We start from the raw sequence: 19636 nt of genomic DNA on the forward strand, positions 1-19636 counted from the left end.
TGGTAAACCTAATTCATTTCTATTTGCCGTTGAACAGCATATCGCTGAGCGACTGCAAAGCAACCTTCTTGTCGCACTCACGAATCAGGAAGGAAATATTATAGTTGCTACCGCCAAACGAAATCATACGCACAGGAATGTCGCGCATAGCATCGAGCGCTTTAGCTTCGAAACCTACGTTCTCCCACTCCAGGTCGCCTACGACGCAGATGATACACATGTCTTTGTCGACTGTAACGGTACCGTATTTCTTCAGGTCGTCCAGAATTTCGTTGAGGTGCTTGGTATTGTCGACAGATACGGAAACTCCTACCTCCGACGTACAGATCATATCGATGGAAGTCTGGTAGCTCTCAAAGATCTCGAACACCTTGCGGAGGAAACCGTGAGCAAGCAGCATACGGCTCGACTTGATCTTGATAGCAGTAATATTGTCTTTGGCAGCTACTGCTTTGATCTTACCTTTTTCCGTATCGTTGGAGATCAGTGTGCCCGGCGCAAGAGGGTCCATGGTGTTCAGCAGGCGGACCGGAATGTTGGCATATTTGGCAGGCTGAATACAGGTGGGGTGCAGAATCTTGGCACCGAAGTAGGCCAACTCGGCAGCTTCTTCAAAATGCAGCTGGCGCACCGGTGCTGTTTTGTCGACAATGCGCGGGTCATTGTTGTGCATACCGTCGATATCGGTCCAGATCTGGATTTCGGAAGCATGGATAGCGGCACCGATCAGTGAAGCGGTATAGTCGCTTCCACCACGCTGCAAGTTGTCAATCTCGCCATAAGCATTGCGGCAGATGAAGCCTTGGGTGATGTAAATTTCAGCATCCGGATAGAGTTCCAGTTGTGCCTGAAGTTTATCTTTAATATAGATAGGATCGGGTTCCGCATTCTTATCTGTACGCATATACTCCAAAGCCGGAAGCAATACGGATTTCACGCCACACTCCTGCAAGTAATAGTTGACCATAGCGGTAGAGATCAGCTCGCCCTGTGCCAGCACCACTTTCTCTTCGAACAGGGTGAAGAGGTCTTTGGTGTACGAACGGATATAGTCGAAATGAGATTTTATGATCTCCAACCCTTTCTGTTTATACTCCTCAGTAGCGTAAAGCTCGTCAACATGCTGTTTATATTTAGCCTCCAGCTTATTGATAATCTCGTTGGCACCTTCCGGATTCTTCTTGTACAGATAGTCGGAAATCTCCACCAATGTGTTTGTTGTGCCCGACATAGCCGAGAGGACAACAATCTTTCTTTCACCATCGGTAATCAATTTGGCCACTTCCTTCATCCGCTGTGCAGAGCCTACGGAAGTTCCTCCAAACTTTAAAACTTTCATTTTCGTTACTGTGTTAAAATTAGTATGTATATTAATTATTTTCTCTTTTCACAAATTCGTCCGTCACATTGACAATGCGGTGTTCGGCACACCGGTATACCTGTCCGGGATATTCGGTAACCAACTGGAGATTATGGGTGGTCATCACTACCAATGATCCCGCCTGACAGATGTTGTGCAGCAGTTCGACAATGGCCTTTCCAGTCTCCACATCGAGGTTCCCGGTAGGCTCGTCCGCTAAGATAATCTCCGGCGAGTTGAGCATGGCACGCGCTATCACGATGCGCTGTTGCTCGCCACCCGAAAGTTCATTAGGCAGTTTATAGCCCTTATTCTCCATCCCGACAAGGTTGAGCACCTCAGCGATGCGCTCCCTGATCTCTTGTTTATTCTTCCACCCGGTAGCGCGAAGCACGAATTCAAGGTTGTCGTTCACTGTACGGTCAGTGAGGAGTTGAAAATCCTGAAAGACAATGCCCAGCTTGCGCCGCAACTGCGGAATGTGCTTGCGTTTGATGGATGTCATCCGGTAACCAAGCACTTCGGCTTCGCCAGAAGCCACATCAAGCTCACCATAGAAGGTCTTGAGCAGACTGGTCTTGCCGGAGCCTACTTTACCCACCAGGTAAACGAACTCACCTTTGTGCAGTTGCAGATTGACATCGCTCAGCACACAGAGTTCCTGCTGATGTATCTCTACGTCGGTATAGTGAATCAGTGTTTCGTCCATGAGTCGCTATGTCTTATCTGCAATTCGCGTGCCAGATCTTCGATGCGGTATCCTTTGGAAGTCAACAATACAATCAGGTGATAGATCAGATCGGAACCTTCGTAGATCAGACGGTCGTCTGTGCCGTTGGTGGCTTCGATAACAGTTTCCACCGCCTCTTCACCTACCTTCTGGGCAATCTTGTTGATACCGGAATCGAACAGACTGGTGGTATAGGACTTCTCGGGCATCTCTTCGTGACGTCTGTCAATGAAATCCTGCAGCAACTTGAGGAACATGACAGGTTCTTCGTTCTTCTCTCCCCAACAAGTATCAGTTCCGGTATGGCATACCGGACCGACCGGATTTACCTGAATCAGCAGAGTGTCTTTGTCACAATCTTCTTTGATAGACACGACATTCAGGAAGTTACCGCTCTCTTCACCTTTAGTCCACAAACGGTTCTTGGTACGGCTGAAAAAGGTTACTTTCCCGGTTTCAACAGTTTTCTCGTAAGCCTCCTTGTTCATGAAGCCAAGCATCAGCACCTTGCGGGTGTCGTTGTCTTGTATGATAGCCGGAACGAGTCCGTTCATTTTATCAAAATCTAAATCCATGGTTCTTATGTTTTCGGGTTCACCACAGATTACACGGATTTTCACTGATTAATCTTTGATCTCTCTGATTATCTACGATTAAAAGTTCTGTGTTAATCTGTGTAATCTGTGGTGAACTCTTATTTAATTCATTTCTATATCGTCTTTTATCTTCAGGCTAAGATTTGCTCGCGCTTTCTACCTGACGGTAATTCCCTGGCCGCAAAGATACGATTTTAATTCGGGAATTTTAATTTCTCCGAAGTGAAAAACACTGGCTGCCAGTGCGGCATCTGCTTTACCAAGTGTAAAAGCATCGCGGAAGTGCTCCATCCGGCCTGCTCCGCCCGATGCGATAACGGGTATGGAGAGTTGGGAGGCCAGCTCCGCCAGGGCTTCATTGGCGTATCCGGTCTTCACTCCATCGTGGTTCATACTGGTAAACAGCACTTCGCCGGCTCCGCGCTCCTGAGCTTCTTTGGTCCACGTCATCAGTTCTTTGTCAGTCTCGATACGCCCACCGTTGAGATAACATTTCCATCCGTTTCCGGTCTGTCTGGCATCTACCGCGAGCACACATACCTGTGACCCGAAATGCTTGGCAATATCGTCTATCAGCTGCGGGTTGCGAATGGCGGAAGAGTTAATGGAAATTTTGTCGGCACCGGCATTGAGCAGGCGGTCTACGTCACTCAGTTCGTTGATCCCTCCCCCAACGGTAAAAGGAATACTGATATTGGCAGCAATCCGCCGGACCAGTTCGGCAAAAGTCTTACGCCCTTCATGACTGGCGGTAATATCAAGAAACACCAGTTCGTCGGCTCCCTGCTCGCTATAGGCACGCCCCAATTCTACCGGATCACCGGCCTGGCGGAGGTTTACGAAATTCGTCCCTTTCACGGTCTGCCCGTCTTTGATATCGAGACAAGGTATAATTCTTTTTGCTAACACGATTCTATATTTACGATTTTACGTTTGATTAATGGTTGACCACAAAATTACACAGAACTCCAAAGAGTGCAACGATTAGAGAAAACAGAACTCTGTAAAACTCCGCATTACCCTGTGGTTAAATAAATGCCTGAAGCTCTTTAAGAGTGATACGCCCCTCGTAAAGAGCCTTGCCGAAAATGACGGCAGGCACCCCGGCTTCGTGCAACGCTTCAATGTCGGCCACACTGCTCACTCCACCACTGGCTATCAGGTAAAGGGTGGGATGCTCTGTCAGTATCTCCTTATACAGTTCCAGGGAAGGTCCGGCCAGCATACCGTCACAACTGATGTCGGTACAGATCACCTTTTCAACGCCCTTTTTCGTATAATCTTTTAGAAAAGGGAAAAGTTCACAGTCACTTTCGTCCTTCCAACCGTTGACAGCTATCTTATGATCTTTGACATCGGCGCCCAGAATGATTTTTTCACTGCCGTAACGGTCTATCCAACGACAAAACATATCAGGGTTCCTGACAGCTATACTGCCGCCGGTAACCATCTGCGCCCCGTTCTCAAAAGCGATTATCAGGTCTTCGTCGCTCTTCAGCCCACCGCCGAAATCGATAATCAGCGAAGTGCGGCTGGCTATCAGGTCGAGTGTCCGGTAGTTGACCACATGATGTGAAGCAGCACCATCCAGATCCACAACGTGCAGACGCCGGATGCCATTGGCCTCAAACTCCTTGGCAACCTCCACCGGGTTTTCATTATATACCTTTTTGCTATCATAATCTCCCTGGGAAAGGCGTACACACTTCCCGTCGATAATATCAATGGCCGGAATTAATTCTATCATCTGTCTGTTCTCAATTAACGGTTTAAACTTCCGGGGGAATCAGAGCTCCAGGAAGTTCTTTATAATTCTCTCACCCGCCACCCCACTTTTTTCGGGATGAAACTGGGTGGCATAGAAGTTATCTTTATGCAAAGCGGCACTGAAAGGGTGGATATAATCGGTCTCGGCAGCCGTAAACTCACTGACGGGTACATAATAACTATGTACGAAATAAACAAATTCATCACGGGTGAATCCTTTGAACAAGTCACTCTTCAACTGACCGATGGTATTCCATCCCATGTGGGGTACCTTATCCTCGTGTTTCCGGGGCACAAAACGTTTCACGTCGGTATCGAAAATCCCAAGGCAACCGACGTTCCCCTCTTCGGAGAAACGACACATCAGCTGCATGCCCAGACAAATGCCCAATACCGGCTGGCGGAGTTCTTTAATGAAACGGTCCATACCACTCTCTTTGAGATGAAGCATAGTAGTCTCAGCCTCCCCCACCCCGGGAAAGATCACTTTATCAGCGGCTTTCAACACCTCTTTGTCAGAGGTAATCACCGCTTCCACTCCCAGGCGTTTCAATGCATAGTCCACAGAACGGATGTTACCTGCATTATATTTGATAACTGCTACTTTCATTTTAATGTACTACATTTAGTCCGCAAAAATAACGAATTATTGCAAAACCACGAAAAATCGGAGCAAGAAGTTTGAATTAAAAGATAGATTTATAACAGATAGAAAGATTTTCGGCATATAATAACGAATAAGTATTATCCGAAAGGGAAAACAGAAGGAAAACAGGGGACCAATTACACTATTATTTTTTCACACTTTTTTTTCAAACTAAATGACTTAAAAATGAGGAACTAAGCCAAAATCGCTTCATTTTTTTCAAAAAACTTTTCGTTCAGCTATTGCAGGTTTCGGAAAAATGCCTACCTTTGCAACCGCAATCGAGAGAGATAGCGATTAAGAAATGAAATACTGGTGCGTTAGTTCAGTTGGTTAGAATACATGCCTGTCACGCATGGGGTCACGGGTTCGAGTCCCGTACGCACCGCATCTCAAATCTTAATAAAAAAAATAAAATTGGTGCGTTAGTTCAGTTGGTTAGAATACATGCCTGTCACGCATGGGGTCACGGGTTCGAGTCCCGTACGCACCGCAAATATTAATAATAATTTTATATGATCCTCTGTTTTATCAAAGAAAACAGAGGATTTTTAGTATATCCATCAAAATACAGAATTAAAAGCAACAAAGCCTTCCTTATTGCATTCAAAAACCGACACGACTAATACAAAAGCAAACCACCTATCCGGAAATTAAAAAATAACTTTTGCCCAACATATTTAAATACATGCCGAACAAAAGTCATTCATAGCAGACTACATCACGCACAAAAACAATCAGTTCGCTTCCATTTGCTTATCAAACGCTTGTTGAATCAACTCCATGATATCATCCAATTCATTCATATTCGAAATACCGACTTCTACATCGCCATTGCCCCATCGTCCCAAGTTGGATACATCTTTGCACAAACCTTTTGGATCAAGTATATCTGCAAATGCTACATTTAGAGAAAGACGCAACCGGGATTTCTGAGGCACGACATCCACAAAATTAGTATAAGCCTTAAAGGCAATATACAACTTCTTGAGTTCCTCCTTTACGGAAGGATCTATATTCATGATCCTTCTGCGCAAGGCCTGAAACAGAGTAAGTATGTCCCCCTTCAGATATTCATAGTGCTCCAACGTATACTCTGCAGAATCTCTCTCCGCAGATCTATAAACTTCGAGTGTCTCCGGCGATAATAACGGAAATCTCCATATTTCTTTAGCTTTCTCAGCCAATTGCCCCGCACGCACAAGTATCTGCTCTTCATTCCACGAACTGATTTTCCTCAGATATGAATTGAGGCGAATAGGAGAATCGTCGAAACCTCCCTCCATACTCTTCTTTTCTTGGAACGGACGATCACTCAATTCCGAATTATAACCAGTCAGAGTCAGATTACCAAGTGTGTGTAAATATTTACCCTGGACTTCTACCCAACCTTCCCCTAACATTTCTTGCCACTCGTGTGATAGATTAGGATTTTGGGGCATAACATGCTCGATGGTATAATCAGAAATATTCACCATCTCCTTACGCTGAAAATTTTCCAACCGATTTAAAAGGTAGTTCCTGTTACGGAAATTATAAACATCTTTGGTTTGTAGGAAAGTAGTGAACTCCGTATCGTTCGGAAAGCGCTTATAACTATCCAGCAATAGGAATGCAGCTTTCAGGCCATCCATATAATTCGCTTTATCGAATGACTTATAGAGAGTAGCGAACGTCTTATTCAGGCTATTTGTCGGTATGCCGCAAATGGCGCGTCTGAACACATAATTCTCAACCAGACAAAGAGCTTCGTAGAACTCGTCCCTACTGATAACTTCGTTGACATAATCGTTGTACAACGGTAATAAAAACGGGTAACTAACGTCAACCCTCAACTGGCTGATGCGTTTGAAAGCCCCGCAAAGCTGCTTATCCGGCTCTTTGTGAAGCACCATGTTGACGTAATATCCGGAATAAGTATAAATGTCTTTGACTACTTCGCTGATCGTATCGGGAGCTTTACCCCCTATCACATAGGCCTTGAAAGCATCGTACACCATATCGATACGAGGAATGGTGCCTGTCTTCACTGATAAGTAATCGCGCATGAAGCTATTAAACAGCGCCGCATATTCACTACCATATCCTTGTTCCATAGGATACCAATAAGATTCATAAAGTGAGGTCTGCAAGTGAACTTCTTGTCCCATCAGCACGTAATTGCGAATCAAGTCGGCTTGTGATAAATCAAGTCCCGTACTGTTCATACTTTCAAATATCAATTGTGGGTTGTCCTTCTCCTTTTCAAGAGCCACATCCACAACAAACAGTCGCTGTACCCCGCTATAAATAGCTACCACATTCTCCTTGTTTATCTTACTTTTAAAGAAGTCATAGTTTTCAATGATGCGTTGTGACATCCCCTCGGACTGAGGAATCCCCTTCAATAAATTTATATAGGTATCTTTATCTCTGCGGGTCAGCAGAAGTTTATACCGCAATTCATTATCTTCTTCCGGGTTAATCAGATAATAGTTCTGAAGTTTAGTGAAGCTGGTATCTATCTCTACTGCATTCTCTTTTATAAAATCGGCAATAGCCGCTATCAGCAAAGAGACGGTGGTCAAGCGCTGCTGTCCATCAATAACCAGAAGTTTAGGCACATCGGACACTGTATGTATACTCTCCTGAAAATAAACGATAGAACCGATAAAGTGCCCCTGGACGGCAGAATCGTTGCTAATACGCAAAATATCATTCAACAATTGATTGCATTGAACCAGTTGCCAACTGTATGTACGCTGATAAATGGGAATCACAAACTGTCGTGGTCCCTTTATGATGCTTAAAAGATTATTGGAAGATGCTTTCATAGATTATGCTTATTTTACGATAACAAAAGTATTCTTTTTCCCGATTATAAGAGAATAAAATAGGAAAATTATCAATAGCTTCCTGTTTTTGTCCGTTCATTGACCAATAATATTTCTCACTACCTTTGATTGAACATAATAGAGACAGAGCTTAATGATTGTCCACAATTTAACAAGGGAGTTAGTTTCCATGATAAAACTACAAAATTTAAAAAGGAACTTAAAACTCTGATTAAAACACGGGACAAGTGCACGAAGGACTTGAGAATCTTCTTGTTCGTAGACGATATTAATCGATACTCTGAGAAGAAAATCATCCAATCGATCGATTCTTAACTCAGAATATTCTATTACCGATATTTAATAGCAAAGAATTTACTAATCAATCAGTATAATAAGATACATCGAGAGAATATCTGGATCAGCAGCAAATATTTACGTCACTTAATCGAATTGTTAGTACTGGTCAGTAAAACTAAGGATGTATCTTTTGTCATCAGGCAAAAAGAGGAAACACAGGGAAATACGGTTGAAACATATTCCATCACTTTACTAAAAGATATCCATGTGAACCGAACAAACTACGCGATTCTATTGAATGTGCCCGATACACGGTTATAGCCTATTGAGAGCCGGCCATAGACTTGGGAAAATACATATAACTCGAAAAAAATACATTTTTTTTTGCTCACTCCTGAACAAAATTGATTTCTTCTGCGTTTATAATTATGCAAATCGGCCTGAAGCGCTTTATGCCTATGGGAATATCCATAATAGTCGCACCGTATGCCTCCCCGGCATAGACAGGTAAGATTGCATAGTAGTTTTGTCGTGTTTTATTTTGTGTTTGTGTTGTGACGGTGCTGCGATGTGAATCGAAGTACCGTTTTTTTGTACCTACCTCTCAGAAGCTAAAAGATTTACCATAAAAGAAGCAGAATACAGAGTAACGGGTTAAATGTTCCGATGGACGAATTGTCCGTCGATCCAGAACGTGGCATGCTCAGAACGGAACTTCAGTAAAACGTATTCCGGATCAGTCGGTCCCTTTGGAAAATGGGCGATAAACCAGTCTTGCCAATACTTCTGTTTGAGTCCGGCATCTGTCACTACCTCCACTTCACCCGTCAGGGCAACGCTATTCCCTTGTTCGTAGAAACAAAGACCCGCTTTCGGGTTGCTCCGGAAATCTTTCGTTTTCACAGAATGTTCTCCGGTTGCCATCCAAATCTCAGAAATACCTTCCGAAGCAATCTTGCTCAAAGGAACAGGACGGGGATATCCCTCTTGATTGACCGAACTGAGTATTACCGTTTCACAACCTTGCAGCAAATCTACTGCTCTTTCGTTTAATGATTTCATTGTATATGATATTTAGATTGATAATCCCTGCAAATATAAGCTTGCCCACCTACCCCGGCGTTGTAAAAAAACGACTTTTACAGAATAAGAAGCAGACTAAATTTCTTACAGACATAGTTTATTTTACGCTCGCGATACAATGCCTGTACCCGAAACCAAATCCGAAACGCTTTTCTAAAGGAGATTTCCTTTATCACCCAACCGATATTTTATTTCTTAATATACGTCAGCAGCCCCTCTTGCGGTAAGGTCGGAGAGAGGAATGATTCTGCAGTACCGCCGGACAGTGTCTTGACCTCTTTCAGGAAGTGCGAAACATCGTAATATCCGGCATTCACCGCTACCGAGAGCAGGTTATTTGCCTCCGTCGTACTTTTCAGCAGATCGATCGCCTGCCTGAACTTCACAATCCGACTGTATTCTTTAGGGGTAAATCCGGTAAACAGCTTGAACCGCCGTTCCAGATGCCGTTGACACAAACAGGCATCTTCTGCCAGCAAACGGATCTCCCGCTGACCGTGGTACAAATGAATGTGGTTTACTGCAAAAACAATCTGTTTGTCCACTACATCGTGCTTGTACATCGACCGCACCAATACTGCCTCAATACACTGAATCCTGCTCCGCAAATCCGGAAGCTCGTAGAGTCGCTCCGTAAACGAATCATCGAACAGCTTGATCCCCAAGTCGGCACTGCCGATTCGCTGACCGCCCAACTCCTGCACGGGCAAGTCCATGAATCGGAATAATCCGCAAGGATGAAAACGAATACCAACCATGTGAACCGTTTCGGTATACGCAACCAACTCCGAATAACGTTTCATCGGTCCCACGAAAAACGAACGGCAAGACGGCATGATCCGCCCTTCGCTGCCTACCGGCTGTGTTATCCCGCCCAAAGCGAAAATCAAATCGGTACACCCGTCCGGCAGGACGTTGATACGCATCCCATACTCAGGACTTCCTTTGAACTCCCAAATTTTATCGACGTAAGGAGCCAGCAGTCCACAAGGTTGATATTCTCTATACATACTTCAATTTCGGGCAAATATAGTGAGAATCACTCACACCTGCTATTTATCCGAATACAAACCGATATGGTTTCCTTCGCTATCGGCAAAAACAGCGAAATGTCCCCTGCCTTCAGCGTCAATCTTCGTCTCGGGGATAATGACTTTCCCGCCTTTCTGCAAGACACGTTCCAGCGACTTGCCGATCTCTTCGCAATAGAAGTGAATCAATGTTCCTCGCTCCGAAGGCAGGAAATCGGGTGCCCACGACACCGCTCCCACCGCTTCGCCCTGCTCCATGAAGCAGGCCATCTTCTCCTCTTCATACTCCGAGACCGCCAATTTGATGTCCAACACTGTTTCATAAAATCCTACCGCCCGGTGGAAATCTGCCGCCGGAATCTCAAAAAACGCAATAAACTTTTCCATTTTCTTTCTATTAATAAGATGAATACTGTATGCCGGAAGTCACGTCTCCCAAGCACACCGCAAAAGTAGGGCAAAGCACCCGCCCCAGATAGTAGAAAACAGACATCATTCCTCCACGGAGAAATAATCGGAATAAGGAGCGCAAACAGCTAAGTATTCCGCCGGAGTATATCCCGAAAAGAGTTTGAACTCCTTAATCATGTGTGATTGGTCGAAGAAACCACATTCGCAGGCCAGTTGCGCAAACGAAATGCCCGGCTGGCATTGCAAAGTGTACAACGCCCGCTGCATCCGCACAATGCGCAGAAACTCCTTGGGAGTAGCGCCTACGTACTCCGCAAACACCCGCCCAAACTGCCTATTGCTCAGGCAGGCTACGTCCGCCAGTTGTGTCGTACGGATGTGCGGATGGAGGGTCACCGCCTCCAAAGCGGTCGAAACCCGCTTCAGGTTGTATTCGGGAAAAGCGTATAGACGGCTTAGCAGAAACTCTTCTATCAGGCGGATGCACGCCGCCTGATCCGGCATATCGGCTACCCGCCTGCCCAGATCAGCCAACTGAGGATCGTCCGTCTCTTCGGTATTTACATTCATCCCACGAAACTCACTGACAGGCATGTGGAGGAAAGCTTTTGCAGCAAAGGGCTGAAAAACGACTACGATCATCTCCAACATCCCCGTAGACTCGACATCGGAATAGCCGAACGCCTGCCCGCTGATGAAAGAAGAGGGTTGCAACCGGCCTTCGGTCAGCGAAAGCAGTTGCCTCCCCCGGTGAAAAACCATCTGGACGCACCCCACGGGCAGCGTCCGTTCGGATACCGGCGCAAGCGCATCGTCGCTCAATACCCAGTAATGCCGGACATAAGGGACGAGTGACGCAGCAGGTTTTATGATTCTGAATGATTGCATAGGTTACAAATATATTGTTTTTTAGATCATCGCGGCAAAGATAAGGGACGGGAAAAAGAAGGGATAGGAAAAAAGAGACAAAGAAAAGCAAGAATGGACAAACGCAACTGATATTTAGAACGTACTTTTGTCCACCAAAATAAACAGGCATGAATATACAAGAAAGAAGCAGGATAGAATATCATTCCAGGATTAACAGGGTGATGGATTTCATCGACCGGAACCTGGAGCAACCGATCGAACTGAAAGACATCGCTGCCGTTGCCAACTTTTCACCCTTTCATTTCCACCGGATATTTGCCTTTCTGATAGGTGAAACACCGACCGACTACATCCAGCGTCTCAGGGTGGAGAAGGCAGCATGGAAATTACAGAAAGATCCCTTCCCGTCCATCACCGAGATTGCTTACAGCTGCGGTTTCGGCAGTACATCCCTGTTCTGCCGGACCTTCAAAAAGTATTTCGGCATCACCCCTACCCAGTTCAGCCGAACGGATAAGCCGGTCTATGTATTCGAAGGAAACCTATTTAGCAAGAACGGGCAAGCGATCCGCAAGAATATAACACACAGTGCAGTGGCAAATTTCGACCTTTGCGGTGTAAAACTAAAACAACTATATTTTATGGAATCAATTGTAGAAGTAAAAGAAATGCCGGAAATGAAGGCGATCTATTGCCGCCACATCGGCCCGTTCCACCTGATTGGCCAGGCTTACGCAAAATTGGGACAATGGGCAACACCCAGGGGATTGTACACGCCTAATGTTACTAAAACCGCTACCGTCACACACGACGATCCTTCGATCACCGATGAAGACAAAATCAGGCAAAGTGCCTGCATCATTGTCGACAAAGAGGTGAAGGTAGAAGGCGAAATCGGTAAAATGACGATTCCGGGCGGTCAGTATGCAGTCGGGCATTTCGAACTTGGAATGGACGAGTTTCAGAAGGCATGGAACACCATGTGCCATTGGTTCACCGAAAGCGGCTACCAGCAAGGAGATGGATGTGCGTATGAATTGTACCACAACGACTACACCACCCATCCGCAAAAGAAACACATTGTTGACATCTGCATACCGGTAAAACCATTATAGATCAAAAGAAAGGTATGGAAGACTACCTTAAAGTAGAATTTAAGAATCTTATAGATTGAAGCCTTTTTAAGGATAATTCCCTTGTTTAAATATTAATATATTAAGTACCAATGCATATTTAGTTATCAATATTAATTTGAGTATAATATTAAAGACCAATAAATTATACTTCTAATAGATTCAGCTAATCTTGATTAACTACTTAATAATATTAGATGCAAGCAAGGGAATTAGTATGTTTCGACTTACAGCGTTATAAGTAACGCTGCCTTATTTTCCTATTATATTCTCTTTTTTTTAAAAGAATCGTATCTTTGTGCATCTATAAACCTTTTAATCCTTTCGCCCATGATAGAAGCTCCCGAAGCTCGCCTGCTGTGCGAGCAACTGAACAAAACCGTATGCGGCAAACGAATCACGGATATATTCGCCCAATATACACCACATAAATTTGCTTGGTTTTATGGTAAACCGGAAGAGTGTGCCGAACGCCTGGTTGGCAAGACCATTGACAAAGCCTGCCCACAAGGCGGAATGGTCGAACTAACGGCTGGAGACACGATGTTGGTTTTGACAGACGGGGTCAATCTTCGTTATTTCGAACCGGGAGCGAAGTTACCCTCCAAACATCAACTGCTGGTGGCATTCGATGACGAAAGTTGCCTGTTAGCATCTGTACGGATGTACGGAGCACTGTTGTGCTTTACCCGAGGGCATTTTGACGCACCATTGGCCGCCTATTACGAAACGGCCAGAACAAAGCCACAAGTGATGTCGGACGCCTTTGACAAGGAGTACTTTCTTGGATTGGTAAATGCGCCGGATGCACAGAAGAAATCGGCAAAAGCTTTTCTGGCCACGGAACAGACAATTCCCGGACTGGGCAACGGAGTATTGCAAGACATCCTGTACCATGCGCATATCCATCCAAAAACAAAGATCGACAAACTGGGCGCAGAGGAAAAGGAGAAAATGTACGAACAAGTGAAAGAGACACTACAAGATATCTACCGCCTGGGCGGACGAAGCACCGAAACTGATTTGTTTGGAGTTCCCGGGCAATATGTAGCCTCCCTGTCAAAAAATACAGCGGGACATGCGTGCCCCAAATGTGGTGAAACCATTGTGAAAGAGAACTATCTGGGAGGAAGCATTTATTATTGCAGGGGATGCCAGGTAATGAAATAAGCCCCTCACAGTCACTATTCAATTATAAAAACAAAAAAAAACAATGAAACAAGAAGTATTATTTATCATTCTCAACGAGTATGCCGATTGGGAAAGTGCTTTCGTAGCAGCGTCCCTTCATTCCGGACTAATGCCGGGCAGTGAAATCAAGTACGTAGTCAAAACAGTAGCCCCCACTTTGGATCCGGTCTGCTCTTTGGGTGGTTTCCGTACTCTGCCGGACTACAGTTTCGACAACCTTCCTTCCGATTATGCTGCCTTGGTCCTAATTGGTGGTATGCAATGGCAATCTCCTGAAGCAGAACGTGTATTCCCCATCGTGCAAAATGCTTTTGAAAAAGGGAAAGTGATTGGCGGTATCTGCAACGCTGCTTCATTTCTGTGCGCCCATGGCTTCCTAAACAATGTTAAGCATACCGGAAACACCCTTGCCGTGCTCAAACAGTGGGGCGGAGAACGATATACCAACGAAGATGGTTACCTGGAAAAGCAAGCTGTCGGTGATAAGAACATAGTTACGGCAAACGGTACCGGTTATCTGGAATTCACCCGTGAGTTGCTATTAGCATTGAAAGCCGATACGGAGGAAAAGATCGAAGCATTTTATGATTTCAGTAAGAATGGACTTGTGAGATAGCAACATGTTCATCAAGCATACGGGACAACATGAAAAAAGGATTCACCATACTGCTTCTTTTACTCTCATTGGCAGAAGTGTACGCACAAACAGAATTCACAACCAGCCTGTTTGATTCAAGACGTAACCGGATAGTGCCGGTAGCTGTTTACCGGCCAAAAAAAGAAAGCGCCAGGACCGGAGTCATTATATTCAACCATGGATATGACGGAAACAAGAACGATAAATCGAACCAGAGTTATTCATATCTGACTCGTTTTTTGGCAGAAAAAGGATATTATGTGATAAGTATCCAACATGAATTGTCCGATGATCCTCTTTTGGCTATGGAAGGAAATTTTATGGAAACCCGTATGCCTAACTGGAAAAGAGGAGAAGAAAATATTCTCTTTACAATCCGGGAGTTTAAGAAGCTAAAACCGAACCTGCAATGGGAGAAACTTTGTGTGATAGGTCATTCAAACGGAGGTGATATAACCATGCTCACCGCAACAAATCATCCGGAACTGATAATGAAAGCTATCTCAATGGACCACCGGAGAATGATAATCCCAAGAACACAAAAGCCACGGATATACACGTTGAGAGGGTGCGATTATGATGCTGATCCGGGCGTACTCCCAACCAGCGAGGAGCAACAGAAATTTCGAATAGAAGTTGTGCGACTGGATGGAGTTACACACAGTAACATGGGAGAAAACGGATCGGCAGAACAACACGATCTTATTAACCGACACATATATATGTTCTTAAATAACTAATTAATTTTCATGATATTATATAATACACCATGACGTACCATGATACAATAAAACCCATAATCATAAGAAATCAGATCTATGAAGCAACAAGAAACTAATCCAGACAGCCTAATTGAGAACTATCTTCCGGCAGATTATTATGACTCCTTTTCAAAAGAGTTGCATAATAAGAATGCAATCTCCACTGACGAGTTTGCAGATATAGCTTTTAACCAACTACCCTCCTGGATTATCCGGCTTCTAAAAGTAAGAAATAGTATAGTCAAGCCTTTCGGGCTCAATACAAACAGACGAATCACGGATATGGAGTGTGAAAGAAATCAACACGAAATAATCTTTGGTATGTCCGATAAACACTTGACTTTCTACGTATCCCTTTGGTGTAAGGTTTCCGAAGCCAACAGCCAAACTTTACGAATCACCACGATAGTCAAATACCACAACCGTTTGGGAAAACTCTACTTTTTCGTGGTTCGTCCTTTCCATAAAGTTATTATTCGATCATTATTGGAGAGAGTAGAAAAAAGGTATAAACTTATATCTCTGGAGAGAGAAGCATCTTGATATCACGTAATTAAACATATTTTTTTATTGTTCCGAAATCTTTTTTACTACCGGTTTATCCGCTTCCGCCCAGTCCAATGTTACCATCTCTCCAGGAAAGAGCCACTGTGCAGCAATATGTTCTTTCAATACATATTGCTCTCCGATAGGATGACATAGAAAAGCGTGCATCGTAATTTCGAAATCAGGATAGATGTGATGGACTGTCAAAAGCTTCTCTCCCACTTCAATAGTATAATCCATTTCTTCCATAATTTCTCTTTGAAGTGCTTCCTGCAAAGATTCACCTTTCTCCACTTTTCCACCTGGAAATTCGTACCTGAAAGAAGTATATGAAAATTTAGTCCGTCCCCGTTGTACACAAAGATATTTTCCTCCAGATCTGATAACGGCTGCTACGACTTCTATACTTTTCATAATGACTGCGGTATTGGGTTTCGAAGATAATGGATGCAAAAGTAATAAAAGAATGTGGGAAAGGAGGAAATTAAAAGTAATAAAGACTAATCTTAAATATTTTCCCTACCTTTGTTAATCACCGGAATGTAAGTCCCATAACGATAAGACAATTAACAATTAATACATTGAAAAACAATTATCAGCATATAAAATGAACACCACTCCCCAACTCTACCAATCAGGTAACAGTGCACTCATGTCGAAGAAGAAAATTGCTTTCTTATGTTCCCGGCAAGTACCTGAAAATAAAACAGCATCTATTTATCGCTGGGCAAATCAATTATTACCGGAAAGAGATTGCATCCTTTGCGGAAATCATTCAAAAATGGAACAAGAGGTCTTTAATATACTATTGGAGAAGAAAATACCAGTCATTCTGGTACTGGCTGAAAGCATGAAAGAAGAATGGAGTAATCATATTAAGTTGGCACTCAAAGAGAAGAGGCTATTGATAGTAACTGCCTGTAATAGCCAGGTACACAGAATTAATCATCAATCAGCCTATGACCGGAATGAAATAATACTTTCATTTGCGGACCATGTTATAATCGGTTATTGTAAACCAGGAGGAAATATCGACAGACAAATTAGCGGAAAAACAAACATTACATTTTTACACAATTCGAATTACCTGCCGACAGAACCTACCCTTATGGAGAGAGCGGCAGACAGTGATGTTATAACCTATAGGACATCCACAAAAGGAGGAGAACTCTTTTTAGATATTAAACAGGACTTAAGCGGACAAGAATATCTAAAAATTACCCAAAGTAAACATCAAGGAAATAAGGGTTTCCACAGAGAAACGATTTTCATCAACAAGGATGAAATACTCCAGTTCAAACAAGAATTAGACCGAGCTATTGAATATTGGGGATTGAACCCTATAAAGCAAAAACAGACTCTTAGTTTCAAAAGAGAAGAGTATGGCAACGCCTATTTGCCATGGGAAAAGAGTGCAGATGATTATCTTCTCCGGTTGTATGCGGAAGGCAAAACCATTAACGAACTGACAGAGATATTCGAACGGAATGACGGAGCGATACGTTCCAGATTACAAAAACTGGGAATTAAATTAAGATAATGATATTATCTGGTTTTAAAACGACATCTCTTATTAAATACGGGTAGAGAGAAAAGGGTTTTACAAATGTGACACTGTAAAAAATGATAGAAAAAGTAGTCAGCAATTCCAAAGGCATAGAAGAGAATCGAGTGGAAAAACACAGTAAAGGACATTGCAAATGTATTTAGAATCACTCTTAAAAGACATTCGTCCCTATATGAATTCTGACAAGAAATAATATACCGCCATCCCCACCTGCAATACCCCAATTACCGGTATACCATACTTAAATTTAAGATGCCGTGTCTTATGCCGAAACGTATACATCCCTGCCCATGCACCTAACGACCCTCCCGCTACGGCTATTCCCAGCAGGTGGACTTCGGGAGTACGCCATCGTTTTCGGGATGCGTTCCGTTTATCGATACCGTACATAACAAAAGAAACGGTATTCACGATTATCAGATATAAGAAAAGTAACTTCAACGGTTGGCTCTTTTTTAATTCGCCGGCAAAGATACGCATTTTTAGTCAAGCCCGATTTGTCGGCCGAAAGATTCTCTGTATCTTTGCCCGCATGGCAGAGAGAAACGAATTACATAAAAGGAACAAGCATAACGGACAGTACGATTTTTCAAGACTGATGGAAGAGTATCCCCCGTTGAAGAAGTTCGTCGCACCGAACGCATACGGGACGACAAGTATCGATTTCTTTAATCCGCAGGCGGTGAAGGCACTCAACAAAGCCTTGTTGATAAGCTGTTACGGCATACGATACTGGGATATTCCTAAGAATTACCTGTGTCCGCCCATTCCGGGAAGAGCAGACTATATCCATTACATAGCGGATTTGATTCAACCCGAAAACCCGATACAGACAGAAGCAGCAACAAAAGCCACTCACCCATGCAGGTGTCTTGATATCGGTGTAGGTGCCAACTGTATCTACCCCATTATCGGACAAACAGAATATGGATGGACTTTCGTCGGTTCCGATATTGATCCTATCTCCATTGATAATGCACGAAAGATTGTAACTTGCAATCCGGCACTGGCCCATAAGATAGAACTCCGGCTGCAACGGGATAGCCGAAAGATATTTGAAGGGATCATTGCTCCGGATGAATACTTCGATGTAACCATCTGTAATCCTCCTTTCCACAGTTCCAGAGAAGAAGCTGAAGACGGGACGCTGCGTAAACTCAGTAGCCTAAAGGGGAGAAAAATAACCAAAGCCCGGCTCAACTTCGGAGGCAATGCCAACGAACTCTGGTGCGAAGGTGGAGAACTTCGCTTTCTGCTGACCATGATCGAAGAGAGCCGGAACTACCGAAAGAATTGCGAATGGTTCACCAGTCTGGTATCGAAAGAAAAGAACCTGAGTAAACTGACCGCCAAACTCAAATCAGTCGGTATATCTGAACATAAGATTATCGAGATGCACCAAGGTAGTAAAACCAGCCGGATTTTGGCATGGAGATTCTGAGAAAGATATAGTTACTAAATTAGCAAGTATCTATTCAAATCTTTCAAGGAGGCGGCCTTAATAAAAGATCATCCGCAATGCAGAGATATCATTGAGGTTAAACAGTTTATCACTCCAAACAAACCAATTCCGGAAAACGTGTTTTAACACTGTATTAAAACTTGTTTTCTACAAACAAAAGACTTGTCCTTTAACTGTGCAAAAGAAGTCCTTTGTTTGCAAACAATCAGAATCATTCATTCCGAGTTAACACTGTTAATTGGAAAACTATACATTATTATGAACATATTAATCCTCAGCAATGCTGACAGTTGCCGCAGCCGGATCGCACAGGCTCTTCTTTCCTCGTTTGGAAAAGGTATGAAAATATATTCTGCAGGAACAGCACCCGCAGCAGAGGTTCATCCGCTTGTCCTGAAACTAATAAAAGAGACAGGTATCGAACCTGACACACGACCTCCCCATTCCATCTACGAATATACCAACAAAAGCTGGGATACTATCATCGTCCTTTCCGAGACAACCGATGAAATCCGTAACCACTTCTCCAAAGAGGTAAAACACTGGTATTATCTTCCTTTCGATGAACTGTTCCCTACCATATCGGCAAACGGAACGGACCTATGGGAAGGCTTGCTCCGCCTGAAAGAAGAGATCGGCAAGAAAATATACGAACTGTATCGTGACGAACTGAAGGAGCAGTTGCTCCCGCGATGTACTTGCGGAGCCAACGACTTTTGCAGATGTGAGTGA

21 protein-coding genes and 2 tRNA genes are annotated in these 19636 nt (G+C 43.8%); 10 read left to right on the top strand and 13 right to left on the bottom strand.

Annotated elements, in window-relative coordinates:
- Positions 1-19: 19 nt before the first annotated feature.
- From ISX59_RS15265 to hisH, 6 genes are all read right to left on the bottom strand, one after another.
- Positions 20-1339: an aspartate kinase gene (locus ISX59_RS15265; protein ID WP_005780056.1), complete on the bottom strand. Its 1320-nt coding sequence runs from the start codon at positions 1337-1339 to the stop codon at positions 20-22.
- Positions 1340-1370: 31 nt separating this feature from the next.
- The gene (locus tag ISX59_RS15270) at positions 1371-2069 is read right to left on the bottom strand and encodes a cell division ATP-binding protein FtsE (protein WP_032543839.1); all 699 of its coding nucleotides are present in this window, start codon (positions 2067-2069) and stop codon (positions 1371-1373) included.
- On the bottom strand, positions 2054-2665 hold the full coding sequence (gene hisIE, locus ISX59_RS15275; RefSeq protein ID WP_188520558.1) for a bifunctional phosphoribosyl-AMP cyclohydrolase/phosphoribosyl-ATP diphosphatase HisIE: 612 nt from the start codon (positions 2663-2665) through the stop codon (positions 2054-2056). Before hisIE ends, ISX59_RS15270 begins: the two co-directional genes overlap by 16 nt.
- Before the next feature lie 177 nt (positions 2666-2842).
- Positions 2843-3595, bottom strand: coding sequence for an imidazole glycerol phosphate synthase subunit HisF (hisF, locus tag ISX59_RS15280; RefSeq protein WP_005807011.1), 753 nt, complete (start codon positions 3593-3595; stop codon positions 2843-2845).
- 118 nt (positions 3596-3713) lie between these two features.
- Positions 3714-4433, bottom strand: a complete 720-nt coding sequence (hisA, locus tag ISX59_RS15285; RefSeq protein ID WP_005807013.1) for a 1-(5-phosphoribosyl)-5-[(5-phosphoribosylamino)methylideneamino]imidazole-4-carboxamide isomerase — start codon at positions 4431-4433, stop codon at positions 3714-3716.
- Between the two features lie 39 nt (positions 4434-4472).
- Positions 4473-5063: an imidazole glycerol phosphate synthase subunit HisH gene (gene hisH, locus ISX59_RS15290; RefSeq protein WP_005780065.1), complete on the bottom strand. Its 591-nt coding sequence runs from the start codon at positions 5061-5063 to the stop codon at positions 4473-4475.
- A 350-nt stretch (positions 5064-5413) separates the two neighbouring features.
- On the opposite strand from hisH, the gene ISX59_RS15295 reads away from it, so the two are divergent.
- Together ISX59_RS15295 and ISX59_RS15300 are read left to right on the top strand one after the other, a co-directional pair.
- Positions 5414-5487, top strand: a tRNA-Asp gene (locus ISX59_RS15295).
- 31 nt (positions 5488-5518) lie between these two features.
- Positions 5519-5592, top strand: a tRNA-Asp gene (locus ISX59_RS15300).
- 244 nt (positions 5593-5836) lie between these two features.
- On the opposite strand, the gene ISX59_RS15305 is transcribed toward ISX59_RS15300, so the two are convergent.
- The 5 genes from ISX59_RS15305 to ISX59_RS15325 all read right to left on the bottom strand — a co-directional run bounded on the left by ISX59_RS15305 (position 5837) and on the right by ISX59_RS15325 (position 11625).
- Entirely contained in the window at positions 5837-7912 is a 2076-nt protein-coding gene (locus tag ISX59_RS15305) for a DUF262 and DUF1524 domain-containing protein (RefSeq protein WP_005807282.1), read from the bottom strand.
- A gap of 954 nt (positions 7913-8866) precedes the next feature.
- Positions 8867-9274 carry a pyridoxamine 5'-phosphate oxidase family protein gene (locus ISX59_RS15310; RefSeq protein WP_005807284.1) on the bottom strand — a complete coding sequence of 136 codons (408 nt, stop codon included), beginning with the start codon at positions 9272-9274 and terminating at the stop codon, positions 8867-8869.
- A gap of 209 nt (positions 9275-9483) precedes the next feature.
- Positions 9484-10305, bottom strand: a complete 822-nt coding sequence (locus ISX59_RS15315; protein ID WP_220576040.1) for a helix-turn-helix domain-containing protein — start codon at positions 10303-10305, stop codon at positions 9484-9486.
- Positions 10306-10347: 42 nt separating this feature from the next.
- The gene (locus tag ISX59_RS15320) at positions 10348-10713 is read right to left on the bottom strand and encodes a VOC family protein (RefSeq protein WP_005780096.1); all 366 of its coding nucleotides are present in this window, start codon (positions 10711-10713) and stop codon (positions 10348-10350) included.
- A gap of 105 nt (positions 10714-10818) precedes the next feature.
- The gene (locus tag ISX59_RS15325) at positions 10819-11625 is read right to left on the bottom strand and encodes a helix-turn-helix domain-containing protein (protein WP_220576041.1); all 807 of its coding nucleotides are present in this window, start codon (positions 11623-11625) and stop codon (positions 10819-10821) included.
- 149 nt (positions 11626-11774) lie between these two features.
- Between ISX59_RS15325 and ISX59_RS15330 the strand changes: the two genes are divergently transcribed.
- The 5 genes from ISX59_RS15330 (at position 11775) to ISX59_RS15350 (ending at position 15872) form a co-directional block, all read left to right on the top strand.
- On the top strand, positions 11775-12722 hold the full coding sequence (locus ISX59_RS15330) for a GyrI-like domain-containing protein (protein ID WP_220576042.1): 948 nt from the start codon (positions 11775-11777) through the stop codon (positions 12720-12722).
- Between the two features lie 348 nt (positions 12723-13070).
- Positions 13071-13910: a formamidopyrimidine-DNA glycosylase gene (locus tag ISX59_RS15335; RefSeq protein ID WP_005807300.1), complete on the top strand. Its 840-nt coding sequence runs from the start codon at positions 13071-13073 to the stop codon at positions 13908-13910.
- A gap of 43 nt (positions 13911-13953) precedes the next feature.
- Complete coding sequence (locus ISX59_RS15340; protein WP_005820903.1) at positions 13954-14547, top strand: type 1 glutamine amidotransferase family protein; 594 nt, start codon at positions 13954-13956, stop codon at positions 14545-14547.
- 29 nt (positions 14548-14576) lie between these two features.
- The gene (locus ISX59_RS15345) at positions 14577-15308 is read left to right on the top strand and encodes an alpha/beta hydrolase (RefSeq protein ID WP_005807303.1); all 732 of its coding nucleotides are present in this window, start codon (positions 14577-14579) and stop codon (positions 15306-15308) included.
- 78 nt (positions 15309-15386) lie between these two features.
- The gene (locus ISX59_RS15350) at positions 15387-15872 is read left to right on the top strand and encodes a DUF2867 domain-containing protein (RefSeq protein ID WP_005807304.1); all 486 of its coding nucleotides are present in this window, start codon (positions 15387-15389) and stop codon (positions 15870-15872) included.
- 24 nt (positions 15873-15896) lie between these two features.
- Here the strand turns inward: ISX59_RS15350 and ISX59_RS15355 are convergent, their stop codons facing one another.
- Positions 15897-16289 (bottom strand): (deoxy)nucleoside triphosphate pyrophosphohydrolase, encoded by a 393-nt coding sequence (locus ISX59_RS15355; RefSeq protein WP_005807306.1) that lies wholly within the window; start codon positions 16287-16289, stop codon positions 15897-15899.
- Positions 16290-16482: 193 nt separating this feature from the next.
- On the opposite strand from ISX59_RS15355, the gene ISX59_RS15360 reads away from it, so the two are divergent.
- Complete coding sequence (locus ISX59_RS15360; RefSeq protein WP_005807309.1) at positions 16483-17415, top strand: DUF3276 family protein; 933 nt, start codon at positions 16483-16485, stop codon at positions 17413-17415.
- Positions 17416-17610: 195 nt separating this feature from the next.
- Here ISX59_RS15360 and ISX59_RS15365 read toward each other — a convergent pair whose 3' ends face one another.
- Positions 17611-17883, bottom strand: a complete 273-nt coding sequence (locus tag ISX59_RS15365) for a DUF1294 domain-containing protein (protein ID WP_032542540.1) — start codon at positions 17881-17883, stop codon at positions 17611-17613.
- A 91-nt stretch (positions 17884-17974) separates the two neighbouring features.
- Between ISX59_RS15365 and rlmF the strand changes: the two genes are divergently transcribed.
- Together rlmF and ISX59_RS15375 are read left to right on the top strand one after the other, a co-directional pair.
- Positions 17975-18883, top strand: a complete 909-nt coding sequence (gene rlmF / locus ISX59_RS15370) for a 23S rRNA (adenine(1618)-N(6))-methyltransferase RlmF (protein ID WP_005820909.1) — start codon at positions 17975-17977, stop codon at positions 18881-18883.
- 279 nt (positions 18884-19162) lie between these two features.
- Complete coding sequence (locus ISX59_RS15375; RefSeq protein WP_032542499.1) at positions 19163-19636, top strand: arsenate reductase; 474 nt, start codon at positions 19163-19165, stop codon at positions 19634-19636.

Source organism: Bacteroides sp. FSHCM14E1 (assembly GCF_019633785.1).
Lineage (GTDB): Bacteria > Bacteroidota > Bacteroidia > Bacteroidales > Bacteroidaceae > Bacteroides > Bacteroides hominis.